The sequence below is a fragment of the Paenibacillus sp. JT22N1 genome (genome assembly GCF_059692155.1).
In genome coordinates this window covers 19,339-35,644 of record NZ_JCAUAW010000023.1, presented here as the reverse complement: position 1 = coordinate 35,644, position 16,306 = coordinate 19,339, and the positions used below count along the sequence as shown (strand labels likewise).

Below are 16,306 nucleotides of genomic sequence, written 5' to 3'. Positions count from 1 at the left end.
GCCTCCCTTAAGAATGATTGGTTGATTCGTTATGCGAAAATATTAAGCGTGCTGCTCGGACAAGAACCTTTCTGCATCCAGCGCGGCCATACAGCCGCTGCCTGCCGACGTAATGGCTTGGCGGTAAATGCGGTCCTGCACGTCGCCGCAGGCGAAAACGCCATGTATGGCGGTTTGGGATGTGCCCGGAATGACTTGCAGATAACCGAGCTCATCGGTTGGCAGCTGCCCGGCCAAGAAGCCCGTATTCGGCGTGTGGCCGATCGCTAGGAAAATCCCGTCGGCTTCCAGCAGCTCCTCCTCGCCCGTTTCGTTGTTACGTACTTTCAGTCCGCTTACGCCCATCGGCCCCGCCGTTACTTCGAGCGGTGTCCGGTTCAGGCTCCAAGCAATCTTCTCTTTGCCGCGCGCGTGATCCTGCATGATCTTCGAAGCCTTCAGTTCATTGCGGCGATGCACGACGCGAACTTCGGACGCGAACCGGGTCAGGAATTGCGCCTCCTCCATCGCGGTATCTCCGCCGCCAATCACGATGATTCTCTTGTTGCGGAAGAAGAAGCCGTCGCAAGTCGCACAGGTGCTGACACCTCTGCCGATATTCTCGGTTTCGCCGGGGATGCCCAGCTTCTTGGCCGATGCGCCTGTCGAAATAATCAACGAATCAGCCGTCAATTGACCGCCGTCCTCCAAGAACAGCGTGAACGGCCGCTTGGACATGTCCACTTTCGTCACCCGGCCCGGCTGAATCGTAGCGCCGAAGCGCAGCGCTTGCTTGCGCATGTTATCCATCAGCTCGGGACCCATAATCCCGTCCGGGAACCCCGGGAAGTTATCGACCTCGGTTGTTGTCGTCAATTGGCCGCCGGGTTGAATTCCTTCAATAACAAGTGGAGCAACATTCGCTCTTGCCAGATAGATCGCCGCCGTTAGACCGGCCGGACCTGTACCGATAATAATCGCTTTATAATGCATAGGAAGGCCTCCTCTTCTGTTTTCATCCATATCACGGAGCATTTAACTTGTTCACAAATAAATTTGAAGCAAACCTTATGAGGAAAATCCTCCAGTGACCGGTGCTGTTTTTCTAGATAATGCTAAATAACTCATTTTCGAGCATCTCCTTTAATACAAATTTCGTTCATTCCTATTTTATTTTACGACCCAATTCTTTTATTATCTGTAAACCAGATTACAATTGGCCAACACAATCGCGGCTATTCAAAACTTACTGTCAAATATCCACTCATTGAAAACGCTTCGATGACGAGTCGCTTTCATTATGTCAGAAACGCCTTAACTAGCGGTTCAAAAAATGTGATGAATATTGAAGTGATTGTAAACTCGTTTTTATCATGAAGCAGTTTTAGCAACACTGCGGTTATCAGCAGACATATCTCTACGCTATTAGCGTAATGAATTCAGGTGAAATCAACAAATGTGTGAATTTGGATTTCAAAGCTCCATTTTGATAGTCCACAAACTTCAAGTGAAATGAATGACTTACCCGGAAGCAATATTCAAATAGATGCCATAATCACGCTGCGTTTTCTATCAAATTGAATTCATGTTCATTTATCAAGAATGATGTCAGTAATTGCCTGAGCATCACAATTTGCATGCTGTACCTCAACTAACCCGGTTGCAAGATATCATCTCCCCCTCAAAAAGATTTGAGATAGCATTAGGACTAGTAAAAATAAGGGTCTCTACTAACCCTTTCATTTTGAAGTTCAAATCGGGTATTTGAATTCCAAAGTGAATATTCGATGAAGAGCCACCATTCCGGTTGTGAGTAAACGATTGCTCCGAGAAAAATGAGCAACTCCTTCGGTGGAGGGTGCCATGCCTAAAGTGAGCAGCTCAAGGCCGCGAAGTGTTCATTTAATCTTCGTCTTCATCTCCCTACTCTACCGCACGGCGACTGAAGGGTGCAGGGACGCGCTCCTGCATTTCACCTTCTGAGCTTATAGAGCGCCTCTTTACGAGCCGAAAAAATCCCGTGCAGCAGGGGTGTGTCCTCACCCGCGTTCACTGCATCCTCTTTCATCTCATGCCGCTCCACTCTACGCGTGAGGATTCTTCGCTGCCGTTCCAAGTTCCTCGCAGCTTCCGTGGCCTTCGTCGATATTCCCGCGACTCGGCTTCCTTGTCTCCCTCGGCCTTTTTGACGACGCGGCAGGATTCACTTCATGTTACGGCTTGGCATGTCGCTCGCTCAGTCTCCGACCGGTACTTTCGTCGATGTACTTCATACGCACGGATTTCGACGTACGCAGGCCTCCTAGCTACGGGGGACTTGGCCCCTCCCGCGACCGGACTTTCACCGGCTAGAAGATGCGTGCCTCGTGGCATACAGAAAAAGAGCCTTGGGGGCTCTCACTCTAGTCGAATGGTTAACTTGGCCGTTTAGCTGTACCTGTGTTTGAATCGGTAATACGTCTTGAAAATGAAAGATAAGTATTAGAGAGTCCAACTTCCGAATTCATTTTGATTTTGACTGTCACAAACTAATTCTTTAGCTGAAAATTCATGTTCATATTTTGAAGACAATAACACAGCTAGCCCCGGAAATAAGTTAGTGAGTAAATTTAAAAAGACTTGAATGGACCGTTTCGTGCTGAATGAAAAATCTCTCATTAGTGGGAGGATAATATTGGAATAATTTGTAGACAATAAATATCAAATATGTTTTTTAGGGGTTAAACAATATTTCAACTTAGGTATATTAACCTAAGTTGGCTAATCGGGAATTCTCCACCCGTCTGATCAGTAATTTTATCATTAGGATGTGATTATGTGGCGGAAAATACTACAGGATTGAATACTCGAGTAGAACGTCGAGATTCAGTTGAAAATCGTCAACGTATACTAATTGCTGCCCACAAGCTTTTTGAGCAAAAGGGTGCTGATCAAGTAAGCATGACCCAAATTGCTGTAGAAGCTAAGATCGGTCAGGGCACACTATATCGACATTATACAAATAAAGGTGACTTGTGTCGGGATTTAATACAGGATAGTGTTATTATTCTTTTTGAGGATATCGAAAATTACCTTAAAAAGAATTGGCAAGAGCAACCTCAACAACAGCTAAAAGGGATTTTGAGCATTTACATGCTCTTCATTGAAAATAAAGCTCAATTGCTTATAGAGGGTAAGCTTCCTTATCAGGCACAAAATCCACTTTATAACAAAATGCGTAAAATTTTAGTTAAAATGTTCGATGAAATGGAATCATCTGTGCATCCAGCCCCTAATATAAAATTTAGAGTAGATATGGTGCTAATAAGTATCGAAGCATATTTTCTTCAAAAAGTTGTTCGAGTTTATTCGCCTGAGCAAATTCTGATGTATCTTTGTTCTACCCTTATTTCACCCAAATGAAAATCAGTTATTCGCCTTGGTGTAAAAAGTGAAAGTGGGCACTGAAAAAGGTCATGTTTTTCAACAATTAGTTGAGGGTCATGGCCTTTCCGCTTGGAGCGGTTCGTGTAACCTACACTTTGCCTCTCTTGAGTAAAGGCAATACATTGATTAGTCTTAAAAATAACGACGATATAATTCTCTCCTACGCTCACCGCGAAGTTGGGCGTAAATCTGAGTTGTAGATGCTTTCTCATGTCCTAGCATCCCCTGAATAAATTCTAACGGTGCACCGTTATCTAGCAATTGGCAGGCATATGTATGGCGGAATCGGTGTGGATATACATTCGCAGTAATATCACCACGTTTAGCAAGCTTTTTCAAAGACCAACGTATCGTTGGAATCGACAATCGACGGACAGGATTCGTTTCGGTGACAAACAATGCTTTACAAGTATCATTTCTGCTCTCCAGGTACCTCTTAAGCCAAACCTTACACTCCGTAGTAAAATAGACCTCTCTTTGTTTGGATCCCTTACCATTTACAATAGCAGAACAGTTTTCCCAGTTGATATCTTCAAGGTTTATTTTCTGAACTTCTCCAACGCGGCATCCTGTGCAATATAGAAACTCTAATAATGCGTGCTCTCTATGAGATCGACAGGTAATCTTAAGATGAATTACGTCCTCTTCAATCAGAAATTTCGGAATTCGTTTGTCCATCTTTGGTTCTCTCAACTTAATAGAAGGATTCCGCGTGAGATGTCCTTCTTCAAATGCAAAACGAAAAAGGGAACGCACAAATCGAATTCGATGGCCTAAACTACTAGGTTTTAATCTCTCTGATACCCTAGCCAAATAGTCTTTAAGTAAGACTAGAGATATTTCCTCTAGTTCAAGATCACCAAGATCAAAAACTAACATCTTTAATTGTAAAGCGTATGCTTTCATTGTGTGCGAACTAAATCCCAAAATACGTTTATCAGCTTCATACAGCATCCACAGATCCTTCAAATTCATAATAAAAACCCTCCCAAGTTTTGTTAACTCTAGTTTTGCTAGAAATAGGAGGGTTTAATCTTATATTCAATTTTAATCTATCGATTACCGTCATCCGACTGTGCAGCAAGTCTGCGATTCTTATTGAAGTAACGTTTCCCGTTAGCTTAATAACATTCCCCCGTCATCCTGCCCTTTAGCGCGGTCCCCGAGAGTAGAAAAACAAAATCACACAGAACCTTTCCAGGTTATTATAGTAACTTCTTTATCAAAGCAATACTTTTATTCGTATCTAGACATATCTAATACTCTTTTCCTTTAACCATTGCAAAAACCATCATATCCGCTAAATCACCATTCTTCTCATGACTCCAGTTTCGGAGTATACCTTCCAACGTATATCCTGCTTGTTCTGCTACACGTGCATTTGCTATATAACGGCTATTGCAACGTATTTCGATGCGGTTTGCTTCCAAAAACTCAATAGCGAAATTAGTTATCCCCTTTACTGCCTCTGTCATTAGTCCCTTTCCAGATACTCCTAAATAAGCTCCCACACTATTGAAGGAACGAAAAGCGCAATAATCTAGTTCGTTCAATCTTTTAGATCAAGTTGTTGTTGTATTATTGTCTTTAACTCTTCAATATTTTCTTTAGTTCCATATGGGTTAAAAATGTCTTTTCTCCCAATCATCTTTTCACTACAAACATTACATATTTCAGAGCTTCCATAATCAATAATAGTCGTGGAACAGAACTGACAACTCGTGAGCATAGCTTCTAGTCCACATATTAAACAATTACCGGACCATTTTGGATATTCCTGCAGCAACTCTTTAATTAACATAGTTTCAGTATTACATCGCGGGCAATATGCATCAATGTCTTTATTATGCACACAAATTGTTTCTGTTCTTCTAATCTCATCTATTTTCTTTAAAGCTTCCTCTAAATAATGCTTCCCTATGCTATTTACTCTATCTATTAATGATATCCAGTCTTCACTTTCTGCTATAGTTTTTAAATCTACTTGTAGTTCAGTTAACAAAAAGTTATGTATGAATTCTAAACAGTTTGAAATAACCATTGAGAGATCACGAATGTTATATGTAACTTGATAATGAATTAGTTTATTTCTTAAGTCTTTTAATACGGAAATACTATGTAAATGGTTTTGGGTAATTTGAACTCCATTATCGTGCAGTCTTTTAATAGCCTCATCAACAGTGACAGTAAAAGCGGATCCTGGATTCTTGTAAATAAGCCCTGGATTTATTCTCATCAATTTTTCTTTTAGAATCAATTCAACAGCAGTTGCGATATGTAATGCGGAATATTTTTCATAGTGGGAGTTTCCCTCTGAAAGAAACTCGTTTAATCCCCTTCTAAGAAAATCAATTCCATTATTGAAAAGATTAAATTGAACAGTACTCATTATAAAAACCTCCTTGTAATTTCCACACATCCTTAAAGTTACCATAAAACGGGTTGCTGTACCCAGAAATCTTTCGACTGATTCCGAGTTTGAGAAGTCAAGGGGCAGAATTCAGATCCAGCGATGATGTCGTACCACTTATTATGCGGTAGATCTCTATGATTATCAGTATGCGATCATCGCTTTGACAACCTGAGTGTAACCACGAAGTGCTTCTTTCTGTGCATTATTCAATATCGCATTACTTTAGTGTACATGTTTGTGTGCGAAAGCGCGGATTTCCAATCGCTGATCAAAAACACATCGACACGATGGTTGACACGACCGTGCCCGAGACTCCTAGGCTAAAGTTACATAAACAAAATTGAGAATGCCAAAAAAGCTGCCTCCAATAAATGCAATCCCCGTTGAACAGATTAGGACAGCAAAAGAAAAACGATCATTCTTAGTAATTGAATTAGCTATGATTCCAAGGAATAGCGAGTCTGCCCATAGAGCAAACCAAAGAAATGTTGCGAGAAAATTAGCCAAATTATTTCAACTCCTTTAAGTTTGATTTTGAGCAACAGGTACCACCATTCCAGTTGACGGCGGCTTCATGGCCTATACGGGCGTTTAAGAAAAACAAAGAAGACATGCTTAGGAGGATCGTAATAACGATCCTTCTAAGCATGTCCTGCGATAATAACAAGATGTTTTAAGTGATTAAATTTTGCGGCTTTTCGCCACGCAGCCCCGCTACCATATTCAGGGCCGCTTTCATTGCCATACTGACTTTCAACTACTATTTCAACCTTCTTCTTTATCACTACTTTTGGTACGATACACCTCTGCACACCTAAGGTTTGCATCAACGTATAGTTACTGACATACCCATTGGGGAGCGTAAAGTTACGATCCCCTAAATAATTTATTTTAATTGATCTAGAATGGTTTTAATTTCAGGATTTAATTCCAATGCTCTTAAGATAATTGTTAAAGATTCTGCTCTAGTAGAAGATTCATTCGGGGCGAACGTCGAGGTATTCCGACCTTCTATTAACCCTACCTCAGCAGCTTCTTTAATTTCCTCACTATTCCAAGAACCATCAATGTCTCCGAAAGAAGCACTACTTGATTTTTGAGCTGAACTTAAGTCGATCACACGAGCAAGTATTGCTATAATTTCTGCACGAGTAATAGTGTTATCTGGCTTAAAGCTACTGTCTTCGTAGCCATTAATAATACCTCGAGAAGAAAGCGCTTGAATAGCATCTTTAGCCCAGTGACCTTTAACATCGGAAAGACCTAAAACATTGCCGCTACTTTCAAGGCTAAATACTTTAGAAATTATTGTTGCAAACTCTGCACGCGTAATCTTATCATCTGGGTGGAAACTACCATCTTTATAGCCATTAACTACTCCAAGTTTAATAAATACTTTTAAATTTTGATTTGCCCAATGATTTGCAGTATCAGAAAAAACATTCGCGGATGAGCTTCTATTAGTCAAGATTTGTTCTTTTATTGCAGTTATAACTTTTGTAGTATCAATATTTTTTGTGAAAACGTCTTTAGATACTGGCTTTTCCTTACTAGGTGTTTCCACAGGTGGGATGCTGATTATGAAACCACCGCCACCACCACCATTAACAATTGGTGCTGTTGTATCTGGTGCTGAGCTTACTGTCACACTTGTTGTGTTGCTTACCTGACCATTTACGTCTACTGCAATGACACTTAATATAGTCCCCGAAGATTGTTTATTTATCTTAATCGAAAAAATCCCTTTATCGTTTGCCTTGCCCGATGCAATAACAGTAGAATTTACTAAAACTTGCACATCAGAGTTTGGAATTGTTACTCCATTTACCACTGTACCACTGTTATTAATTTCATAAACAATTGGAAAATCTATTTCTAAATGTTCAGGATCAGGAGTAATATTAGTTGTCCCTAATCCAAGTGCATAGGAATCATTTGATCCCCATGACCAAAGCGTCCCATCAATGCTTATTCCAAATGAACCATCTCTACCTGAGGAGATTTCTTTCCATTTTTGATTACTAATTTGTATAGGAAGGATCTTACTAACTCTATTTCCTACACCTAATTGTCCCGAATCATTATTTCCAAATGCCCAAATTGTACCATCTTTTTTTATTAATAGAATATGTTTATTACCTGCTGAAACTTTTATCCAATCTGAATCAGTACCGATACGTTCTGGTGCATCTATTGTTTTTGTTGGCATGCTAGGAAGATTACTATTTAGTAAGTCATTACCCCAAAACCATAAGCTCCCATCCCTTTTTATCCCAACACTAAAAAAGAAATCTGCATCAATTTGATCCCAATCATTATCACTTCCAATTCTTTTCATGTCAATATTATTTAGGGTATTACTTGGATAGTTATTTCCTCCTGCCCAAAGTGATCCATCTTTTTTGGTAGCCAGTACAAATACATTTCCAACGGATATTTTTTCCCAATCACTATCTATTCCAATTTGAATTGGTTCCTTAATTATCTTCCATGGGTAACTGGAACCAAAAAAGCTTCCATTTGAATCAGTCCCCCAAAACCATAGTGTACCGTCATTCTTCAATCCAAAAGTACCAGTATAGCTACTACTGATCGACTTCCAATCTTGACTAATGCCGATCAACTTTGGCTCGTAAATAGTATTATTTGTTCCATCGCCCAATTGATAGTCTGAATTAATTCCCCAGTTGTATAGAGCATTATCTTTGTTAATTATATAATTTGAATACCAACCAGCTTGAATATATGTAACATTTGAAACTGTACTTATCTTTTCAGGTAAATATTTTGTGTCCCACGTACCATCACCAAGATATCCAAAATTTTGTCCCCATGCCCATAAGTCTCCATATGTGTCAGTTGCAACAGTATGTTCTCCAGATGAAGAAACCAGTGTCCAGTTATTTTTATTACTTATTTGAGTTGGAATCAACTGATCAGTTTGTTTACCATTTCCTAATTGACCGTATTTATTGTAACCCCAAGACCAAAGAGTCCCGTCTGATTTTAAACCTACTGTATAGCTATCACCTGATTTTACTTCATACCAGTCTGTCTTAGTTCCAATTTGCTGAAACAGAGTGCCCACGTCATGGATTTGCGCTGAGCCAGTATCTTTACCTAATGTCCATAATGTACCATCTGATTTAACTAAAGTAGAATGCCAATACGAAGAACTAATAACTTTGGCATTAACACTTGCATCAATCATTTCTGGGTATAGTATGTTTATGTTATTACTGTTCATCCCCCATTTCCAAACACTTCCGTCTTTTTTCTGTGCAATTGATGATCCATTTCCCGCAGAAATAATTGACCAATCATAGTCTATTCCAACTTGTTGAATCGTATCGACAAAAACATTTCCAGCTGTATGTCCATCAGTACCTATCCCTAGTTCTCCATTTCCATTCCCTCCCCATGACCACAGAGAGCCGTCTGACTTTAACGTAAGTAAATGACTACCCCCAACAGAAATGTCAGTCCATGAGCCATCAAAAACTTTTTTGAAATAATACCCTTCACCATCCTTGCTCATCCAAATACTTCCATCTTTTTTTAATCCTACAGAAAATGTAATTCCTGCAATTACTTTAACCCAATCATTACTTGCTCCAATTTGTATTGGAATATTATAGTTTTGAGTATCACCAGTTCCTAGCTGACCATAAGAATTACTACCCCACGCCCATAAAGTACCGTTCTTTTTGATTGCAAATGTATTGTTTCGCCCTGCAGTTACTTTTAACCAATCGGTATCAGTTCCGATTTGTAATGGCTTAGTGCTATTAATATAACTACCATTACCAAGTTGTCCATGACTATTGTTTCCCCATCCTAATAACATTCCAGTATCAGTAATAGTCATTACGTGCGATTGACCTGTGGATAATTGAATTATCCTGCTACTTGATAGTTGTACAGCCTCTCCAGCAAAACTTAAATTAGGTCCAGAAAAAAGTGCAAATACAATAATTAATAAAATAGCTACTCGTTTCTTCAACTTAACGTCTCCTCATGTAGTTAATTTGTGGTAATTAGTACATTGTAACTACTTTGGAATGCAAATATCGTTATAATTTGTAGAATAATGTTTATGTCTCAAATAAATTCAACTTCATTGATAAATGCTCATATTTGTAACGCAGTGTTCGCAGCAATAGCTACTTACGAAACGCAGCTTAGTCAACTTGATTCACATTGGATTCATCTCAACTTTGATGATATCGACGGTTTCATTGAGAAAGAGGACGCCTCTACCATCAGGAACAGTCGGTGGATGGGTTATGTAATTCCTGCCATGCTACTTCTCCAACTGTTGCCTAGATAAAAAAGAACAAGCGAAAATGGATCGTCGAACTAATAATGAAAGCGTAAAATAAATGTATAACAAAATAAGAAAAAGGTTGCTAAAGTTTATAATTTTCTTCATATTATTCCAGCTACGTTCCGTGGATAGGTTTAGCATTTGCTAGATTAGGGCATCCTTTTACTAGAGTGATAGATTCTAGTGAAGAGGTGCTTTTTTCATGCGGACACGTTGGACCCAAGCCATCCTGTGTTTAACAATCGTGGGACTTTTCTTCGGATGGATCCGTCATGCGGATGCACATGCCAAGCAAGATGCGCAACTGCTGATGAACGTGGCGAAGCCTTTTATGCAAACTGATCTTAAAGTTATTATTAAATATACAAGTTATTTTGGGAAATGTGACAGCGAAAATAGTAAAATTATCGCCGCGGGCGAAAGCTTATCCCGAGAACTGGGATTTGCTCATACGAATAACGATTCACTGCCTTCACAGCAAGCGATTTATACCGCGAAATCCGAGCTTGAACCTGGAGCGTACATAACGCTAACGGTTGCAAGTCCAGCTGGACAGTCATCTTGTTATGCGGTGTTGCGTTTGGATGCTTCAGGTAGTGTGGATCAAGATCATCTCTTGAAGTGGCAGGAGCAAATGGGTACACGCTTAAAAGATCAGAGCATACTTGGCATTTGGAATGTGATGATGCAAGGTAATGCTTCTTCGGAAGCGGCCTCCTTGTCAGGCAACCCAAAGGAATTCTTGGCGGAATTAGCACGTGTATATAAAGGAAATGTTGTTGAAAGGTCGACCTATAGCATATCGCTAGCCTCATCGGTGTTCGATGGATTTATTATGAGCGGCAAGCACAAGGTCAACATTCAAATTTCCCTTCATCATGATACAACATCGGGTCTGTGGCGCCTAACGGTTGGGACACCGATCATCACGATGGAATATTAAGCGGGAGTGGTTCAGTGCTGCACCTCTTTGTATTGGAGCCGAGCGGGGCGTAAAAGGTATATACATCGTAATCAATCAAAAAGAGACTGCCCAGAGTTCAACTCTGAAGAGTTGAACTCTGGGCAGGTTTTTTCTTTCTTTTAATCTCTTTTGTAAGGTTTACTCAAGGAGCAGCAATGACTTCCACATCAAATACAATATTAAAAGCTTCGCCATTTTCTTTTCGAATAACTACAGATACGCTTGCTAGACCTCGATTTACTGGAGTAACAATGAGGAACCCATCGGTAATGTTAGCTCTTATTACAGAAACATTCGATGTAGTCGCGTGGAGAAATACTAAATTCTCACCAAATTGATCACTTGTATAGGATAGATTTGTTCCCACTATCATATTTTCTTTATCGATCGGTGTTGGAATCTGCAGCTCCGTCCTCTTACTTTCTACATATGCATATGTATCTTCGGTAACAGTATAAGCAGCATAGATGCTTGATGATACAGAATCGAATCCTTGGTTAACAATAAACATTAAAGAAGATGAAGATTTAGTAGAGAGGGTAGTATCTATTCTCTGTCCTGTGCCATCATAAAAGTTTACAAGCGAAACAGGAGGCATTTCATAGCGATTGAGAATAATTCGATCATCGCCCACTCGATAGTTCCTAATATTTATATCGAGTAAGTTGGGGGAAGATGGAAATGCAATTGCAATTTTCTGTCCGACCCTCTCGCTTTCCAGTTTTCCAGTTTCGGTAAGAGATACATAAACGTTGGAAACTACTGTTGAAAAACCGTTCGTGATAATGACCTGATTCGTGTTGCTGTTTCCGATAATATTGCCACCCGTAGCGGAGTCGTAGACTTTTAAAGTTGCACCAGTTGGCATATTGTTCTCAAAATGAACCTCATCGTTCCCACTAAAATAATTAAAAGTATGGATCTCACTGGATACTGGAGCAGTTGTAATCTGTGGCGTAGTGTTACCACCACCACCACCGCTACTACCACCACCACCAAACACCGGCTTGTTTTCTTTAATACTATCTTTTTGTACTCCGACAACTACTGTTGGCTTATGATCGAACTCTGATCCATTTGCTCCATCGTTGATTGTAGCTTTATCAATTTTTCCGTCACCAAGGACTTTTACAACCGCGTCCAAAAGCATGTTAACTATCGAAGCATCTCGGCTTAGGTTTATGCTAGCGCCTTCGGCTCCTTTGTTCACATTTAAGTTTCCAATGATGCCAGATAGAATTTCTACTACGATTTTATTAGCAACAATATCTACCGAATCGAATTTACCTATAAGCGTCACTTTAGAATTCTCTGGTAACTCATTCGTAAGTATCACATGCGAGATCAATGTTGTGCTATCACTGGATTGTTCAATCTTCGCAGAGGATTCAATGTGTATGGTTTGTACCTTTGTACTACCTTCAACTACAATGCGAACAGTACCATCCTTCTTATTAACGATGACAGTAACGAGCGCACTGTCCTTAAAGTGAACGGAGTTTTCTCCGCCGCCCTTCACAGTTGTGATACCTTTAACTGTGACATTATTAAGGAAGACATCACCTGAACCTATGCCTTCATCAAGCAGTAAATTACCATTAATGGTGAGATTCTGTAAGGTTACGCCCGCACCACTGATTACGACATCGCCTTGAATCGTATCCATTCCTTTTGACGGCCCGTATGTCCCTGCTTTGTTATACGTGATACCTGATGCGCTTTTCACACGATCAATTGTCACGACTGCCTCTGCCCTTGTAATCGACTGATTAGGACGATAGGTACCGTCTTCATAGCCGTTAACAATACCTTTTGAGGCTAGCACATCTATGGCATTCATGGCCCAAGATGCAATTGAGGATTCATCTTTAAATTTCACTGATTTTTCTACCGCTTTAGAAGTATCGATCTTAAGTAAGATCGTCAAGATAATGGCAGCTTCTTGCCGTGTGATCGTTTTGTTTGAGCGGATCGTATCATCCTCGTAACCGCTAATATAACCGGCCTTTATAGCTTTTGCTATTTCCCCATAATCCCAGCTAGATGAGTCGGTATCCTTGAAGTTGACCGTACCCGCTTCTTTAAAGTCGAATGAGCGGTTTATGAAAGTTATAAACTCACCACGAGTTACGGTCTTGTCTGGTCGGACGGAACCATCGGAATACCCTGTTAAGTATCCTTTAGCCATCCATTCTGACAGTTGTTTTTCTGCCCAATGATTTTGATTGTCCGTTGCGTCTCCTGCAATAGCAGTTGTACAAGTTGATAGTAGAAGAACTAATGAAAGTAATGAGGCCAGGAACTGCTTCCAAAATATAAGTCGAATATGCATAAGTCCTCCATTTTCCTTCGCTGTATGAATTTTACAGACAGTTTTCATTTTATCATAAATCTAAGTCTTGAGTTGTTACTTTTTTTCCAGAATGAGATCTATTTTGATAAGATAACTATAGGCAAAACAAAAGACCACAAGGGGTACTCTGTGGTCTCATCAACAAAATAGAAAGTAATGTTTTTTTATCAACTTTAAGGAGTAATAGGTACTGATAATTCATCTAGTATAGCTTTATCAATCGCTTTTAGGTCACCACTAATGAAATTATTGATTTGTTTTCTAATTTTCTCTTTGATCACGTCCATCGGTTCGTCTTTCTCTAGAAAGCCTTTTTGCATGATTTCCTTTGCATATAATTGCGTGTACTGTGGAGATAACGAACTCAGCATGCCTTTAAATATGGATGGATTTCTCTGTGCCACATTATAAATCCTTTCCCTGAGGGATGGATCTCCTGGTCCGATGATAAGTTTGAGAACAAGTTTATCATTCCGATTTTGAAACTCATATAACAGAATTCTGTTGCTGCTCGTCCACCCCATGCATGCTCTATCTAAACGCGAATCCAAAGAAGTCGTTAGAAATCGCACAAGACTCTTCGTACTGCTATCTCTCTCAATCTCGGAAAATTCTCTAAGGTAATTATCAATATAACTGGATACCTCTGAATATACATCCGGTCGATGCTCAAAAATCAAATCTAAAGCCTTTTGGTGTTTATAATATATTTTATTATCAGGATAAATTTGATTTAATGGATAAGCTCATTCAGGAACATATTAATGAGCTAAAAGAAATCTGTGAAACAGAAGCTGAAAATGATTCTGCAAACGGTAATATATCCTGGTTCGAATACTTTGAACGCAATTATTTATTCTTTTCGGCCATGTTAGCTAGTAGGGGAGCTCCCTTCTTTCGAAGCCAATTTCTTGAGTTTGTCATCGAAGATGTCAAGAATGGATGGGATATGACTGAGGCAAAAAAACGCGGGGTTAGCGAAGAAATTATTCTTCAATTTATCGCACCGGTTTATGTCGGAATCGTGGAGTGGTGGTTTAAGAATGGTATGCCTTATCCACCGAATGTAATGGAAAAACAAGTGGGGATACTATTAGAAAGCAACCTAACTTAAGTTAAGAAAGAAGAAGGAAGGACTTGAATAAGCCATCCAAGTCAGATGCTTTCGATCCTAATTAACGCAGTAACATGGGTTTCAAGTACTTTTCCTTTGTAAAAGATGTTGTTGTCGATTAAGTGGTAAACTTCATTATTTTGCAGTAGCAGCATTGTATGCAAGTTTTTGTCACGGGCACACTTGGGGAGCCTCCCCAAGTCGTTGAGCGGTTGAAATGCCGAAACTCCTCGCAATGGGACACAAGATTTAAGATCTAATTCTAGAAAGACCTTCTATATAAAATGCACATCATACAGTTTGTAATTGGTAAAAAGCCCGTTTCCAGGGCTATTTTGTCTATTCGTGACTTTGTCCTGCTGTGAATCAAATTGAAACACATCCTTTCTGCCAACGGGTAGAAAGTGCTAAATATATGAAAGAACATCACGTTCAAATTGAATCCTGGGGTCCGCTAGCAGAAGGAAAAAACAACATTTTTAGCAATAAAGTTTTGGTAGCCATAGCTGAAAAGTATAATAAATCCGTTGCCCAAGTGATTTTACGTTGGTTAATCCAAAGAGAAATTGTTGTGATACCAAAGTCAGTTCGTAAGGAAAGAATCATTGAAAACTTTAACCTTTTTGACTTTGAACTAAAACAAGAAGACATGGAACAGATTGCAACAATAGACACAAAAACAAGTCTGTTTCCTTCCAAAAGAGATCCGGAAACGGCAAAAAGATACGCAGGTATAAGATTTGATACTTAAAATACTTGAAGCAGAGAGTAAAACAATACTGCCCAACACGAGCATCTACATGAGGATTGGCCGTTACTGACGATCACTGTAAGAAGATGCGTGCTTCTAGGCATGTATATGCTAAAAAAGGCTTTCGAGTTTACCTTCTCTCGAAAGCCTTTAAAAATGAAACATGTGAAATTTCCGAAAAAGAAGAAGTTCACGTGATGATGCCTTGATTTTAATTGGGGCATCATTTTATTGAAACTATGACAAGTTCATATCTAATATAAACTCCGCTTGTTTATTCATAACGCTTGGGGGATACGGCATCCCTTTCGTAAACCACCATTCCACGAGTCCTACGTATGCTGATGCAAAAAAATTTAGCATAATGTCCTCATTTAATCCGTTCCTTCTCCCTTCGACCAACTCCCATCCATTGCGGAGATCTTCAATAACAAATTCAAGGAATCTGCTGCGGAAGTACGGAGCTCCTTTACCCGACAGAAAAGCCGAAAAGAAGCTATAGTTTCTTTCAAAATACTCAAACCAGGTTATTTGGGTTTCATCAGAGGATTCTGGATAGCAAATTATTCGGAGTTCTTTGATGTGTCCTTCAATGAGATTATTCAATAAGTCGTATTTATCGTTGTAATGTAGATAGATCGTTTTTCGGTTAACGTTTGCTCTGTCTGAAATTTCTTGCATCGTAATATCATCAAAATCTTTTTCACTCATCAATTCAACAACAGCTTTTTTAATCGCTTCTTGTGACTTCAATATACGTCGATCCACTTTAGACATACGTAATCCCTCACTTTTCCATAAATAAACCCCAAAATCTTTGTTTTTGTTACTTATTACTCAAAAGTTTCTCATCTGGTTATTGCAGTAATTCTGTCTTTTATATAATAATACACTTGTGATGATTATTCCATACAAGGGAAATAAAAAGAAGGAATCAATACGCAAAAAGCTATTTAAATAAAAGCGTAGAGATCCTATT

General features: G+C 39.5%; 12 protein-coding genes and 1 pseudogene. 4 read left to right on the top strand and 9 right to left on the bottom strand.

Annotated features, from left to right (window positions below; translation table 11 throughout):
• Positions 1–42 precede the first annotated feature (42 nt).
• Positions 43–972: a thioredoxin-disulfide reductase gene (gene trxB, locus AC58UU_RS32270; protein WP_497321650.1), complete on the bottom strand. Its 930-nt coding sequence runs from the start codon at positions 970–972 to the stop codon at positions 43–45.
• A gap of 1,824 nt (positions 973–2,796) precedes the next feature.
• Here trxB and AC58UU_RS32265 point away from each other — a divergent pair.
• The gene (locus tag AC58UU_RS32265; RefSeq protein WP_497321649.1) at positions 2,797–3,381 is read left to right on the top strand and encodes a TetR/AcrR family transcriptional regulator; all 585 of its coding nucleotides are present in this window, start codon (positions 2,797–2,799) and stop codon (positions 3,379–3,381) included.
• 156 nt (positions 3,382–3,537) lie between these two features.
• On the opposite strand, the gene AC58UU_RS32260 is transcribed toward AC58UU_RS32265, so the two are convergent.
• From AC58UU_RS32260 to AC58UU_RS32240, 5 genes are all read right to left on the bottom strand, one after another.
• Positions 3,538–4,380, bottom strand: coding sequence for a tyrosine-type recombinase/integrase (locus AC58UU_RS32260; protein ID WP_497321648.1), 843 nt, complete (start codon positions 4,378–4,380; stop codon positions 3,538–3,540).
• Positions 4,381–4,661: 281 nt separating this feature from the next.
• Complete coding sequence (locus AC58UU_RS32255) at positions 4,662–4,916, bottom strand: GNAT family N-acetyltransferase (RefSeq protein ID WP_497321647.1); 255 nt, start codon at positions 4,914–4,916, stop codon at positions 4,662–4,664.
• 38 nt (positions 4,917–4,954) lie between these two features.
• On the bottom strand, positions 4,955–5,794 hold the full coding sequence (locus tag AC58UU_RS32250) for a hypothetical protein (protein ID WP_497321646.1): 840 nt from the start codon (positions 5,792–5,794) through the stop codon (positions 4,955–4,957).
• A 665-nt stretch (positions 5,795–6,459) separates the two neighbouring features.
• A complete protein-coding gene (locus AC58UU_RS32245) occupies positions 6,460–6,603 on the bottom strand; it encodes a hypothetical protein (RefSeq protein WP_497321645.1) in 144 nt (47 codons plus the stop codon).
• 101 nt (positions 6,604–6,704) lie between these two features.
• A complete protein-coding gene (locus AC58UU_RS32240; protein WP_497321644.1) occupies positions 6,705–9,821 on the bottom strand; it encodes an RCC1 domain-containing protein in 3,117 nt (1,038 codons plus the stop codon).
• A 526-nt stretch (positions 9,822–10,347) separates the two neighbouring features.
• Here AC58UU_RS32240 and AC58UU_RS32235 point away from each other — a divergent pair.
• Positions 10,348–11,088 carry a YwmB family TATA-box binding protein gene (locus AC58UU_RS32235; RefSeq protein WP_497321643.1) on the top strand — a complete coding sequence of 247 codons (741 nt, stop codon included), beginning with the start codon at positions 10,348–10,350 and terminating at the stop codon, positions 11,086–11,088.
• A 163-nt stretch (positions 11,089–11,251) separates the two neighbouring features.
• On the opposite strand, the gene AC58UU_RS32230 is transcribed toward AC58UU_RS32235, so the two are convergent.
• Together AC58UU_RS32230 and AC58UU_RS32225 are read right to left on the bottom strand one after the other, a co-directional pair.
• Entirely contained in the window at positions 11,252–13,441 is a 2,190-nt protein-coding gene (locus AC58UU_RS32230) for an S-layer homology domain-containing protein (RefSeq protein ID WP_497321642.1), read from the bottom strand.
• 194 nt (positions 13,442–13,635) lie between these two features.
• A complete protein-coding gene (locus AC58UU_RS32225; protein ID WP_497321641.1) occupies positions 13,636–13,866 on the bottom strand; it encodes a hypothetical protein in 231 nt (76 codons plus the stop codon).
• A 332-nt stretch (positions 13,867–14,198) separates the two neighbouring features.
• On the opposite strand from AC58UU_RS32225, the gene AC58UU_RS32220 reads away from it, so the two are divergent.
• The gene (locus tag AC58UU_RS32220; RefSeq protein ID WP_497321640.1) at positions 14,199–14,576 is read left to right on the top strand and encodes a TetR-like C-terminal domain-containing protein; all 378 of its coding nucleotides are present in this window, start codon (positions 14,199–14,201) and stop codon (positions 14,574–14,576) included.
• A gap of 355 nt (positions 14,577–14,931) precedes the next feature.
• Positions 14,932–15,327, top strand: a pseudogene (locus AC58UU_RS32215) (aldo/keto reductase); the annotation flags it as partial.
• 237 nt (positions 15,328–15,564) lie between these two features.
• Here the strand turns inward: AC58UU_RS32215 and AC58UU_RS32210 are convergent.
• Complete coding sequence (locus AC58UU_RS32210; RefSeq protein WP_497321639.1) at positions 15,565–16,104, bottom strand: TetR/AcrR family transcriptional regulator; 540 nt, start codon at positions 16,102–16,104, stop codon at positions 15,565–15,567.
• Positions 16,105–16,306 lie beyond the last annotated feature (202 nt).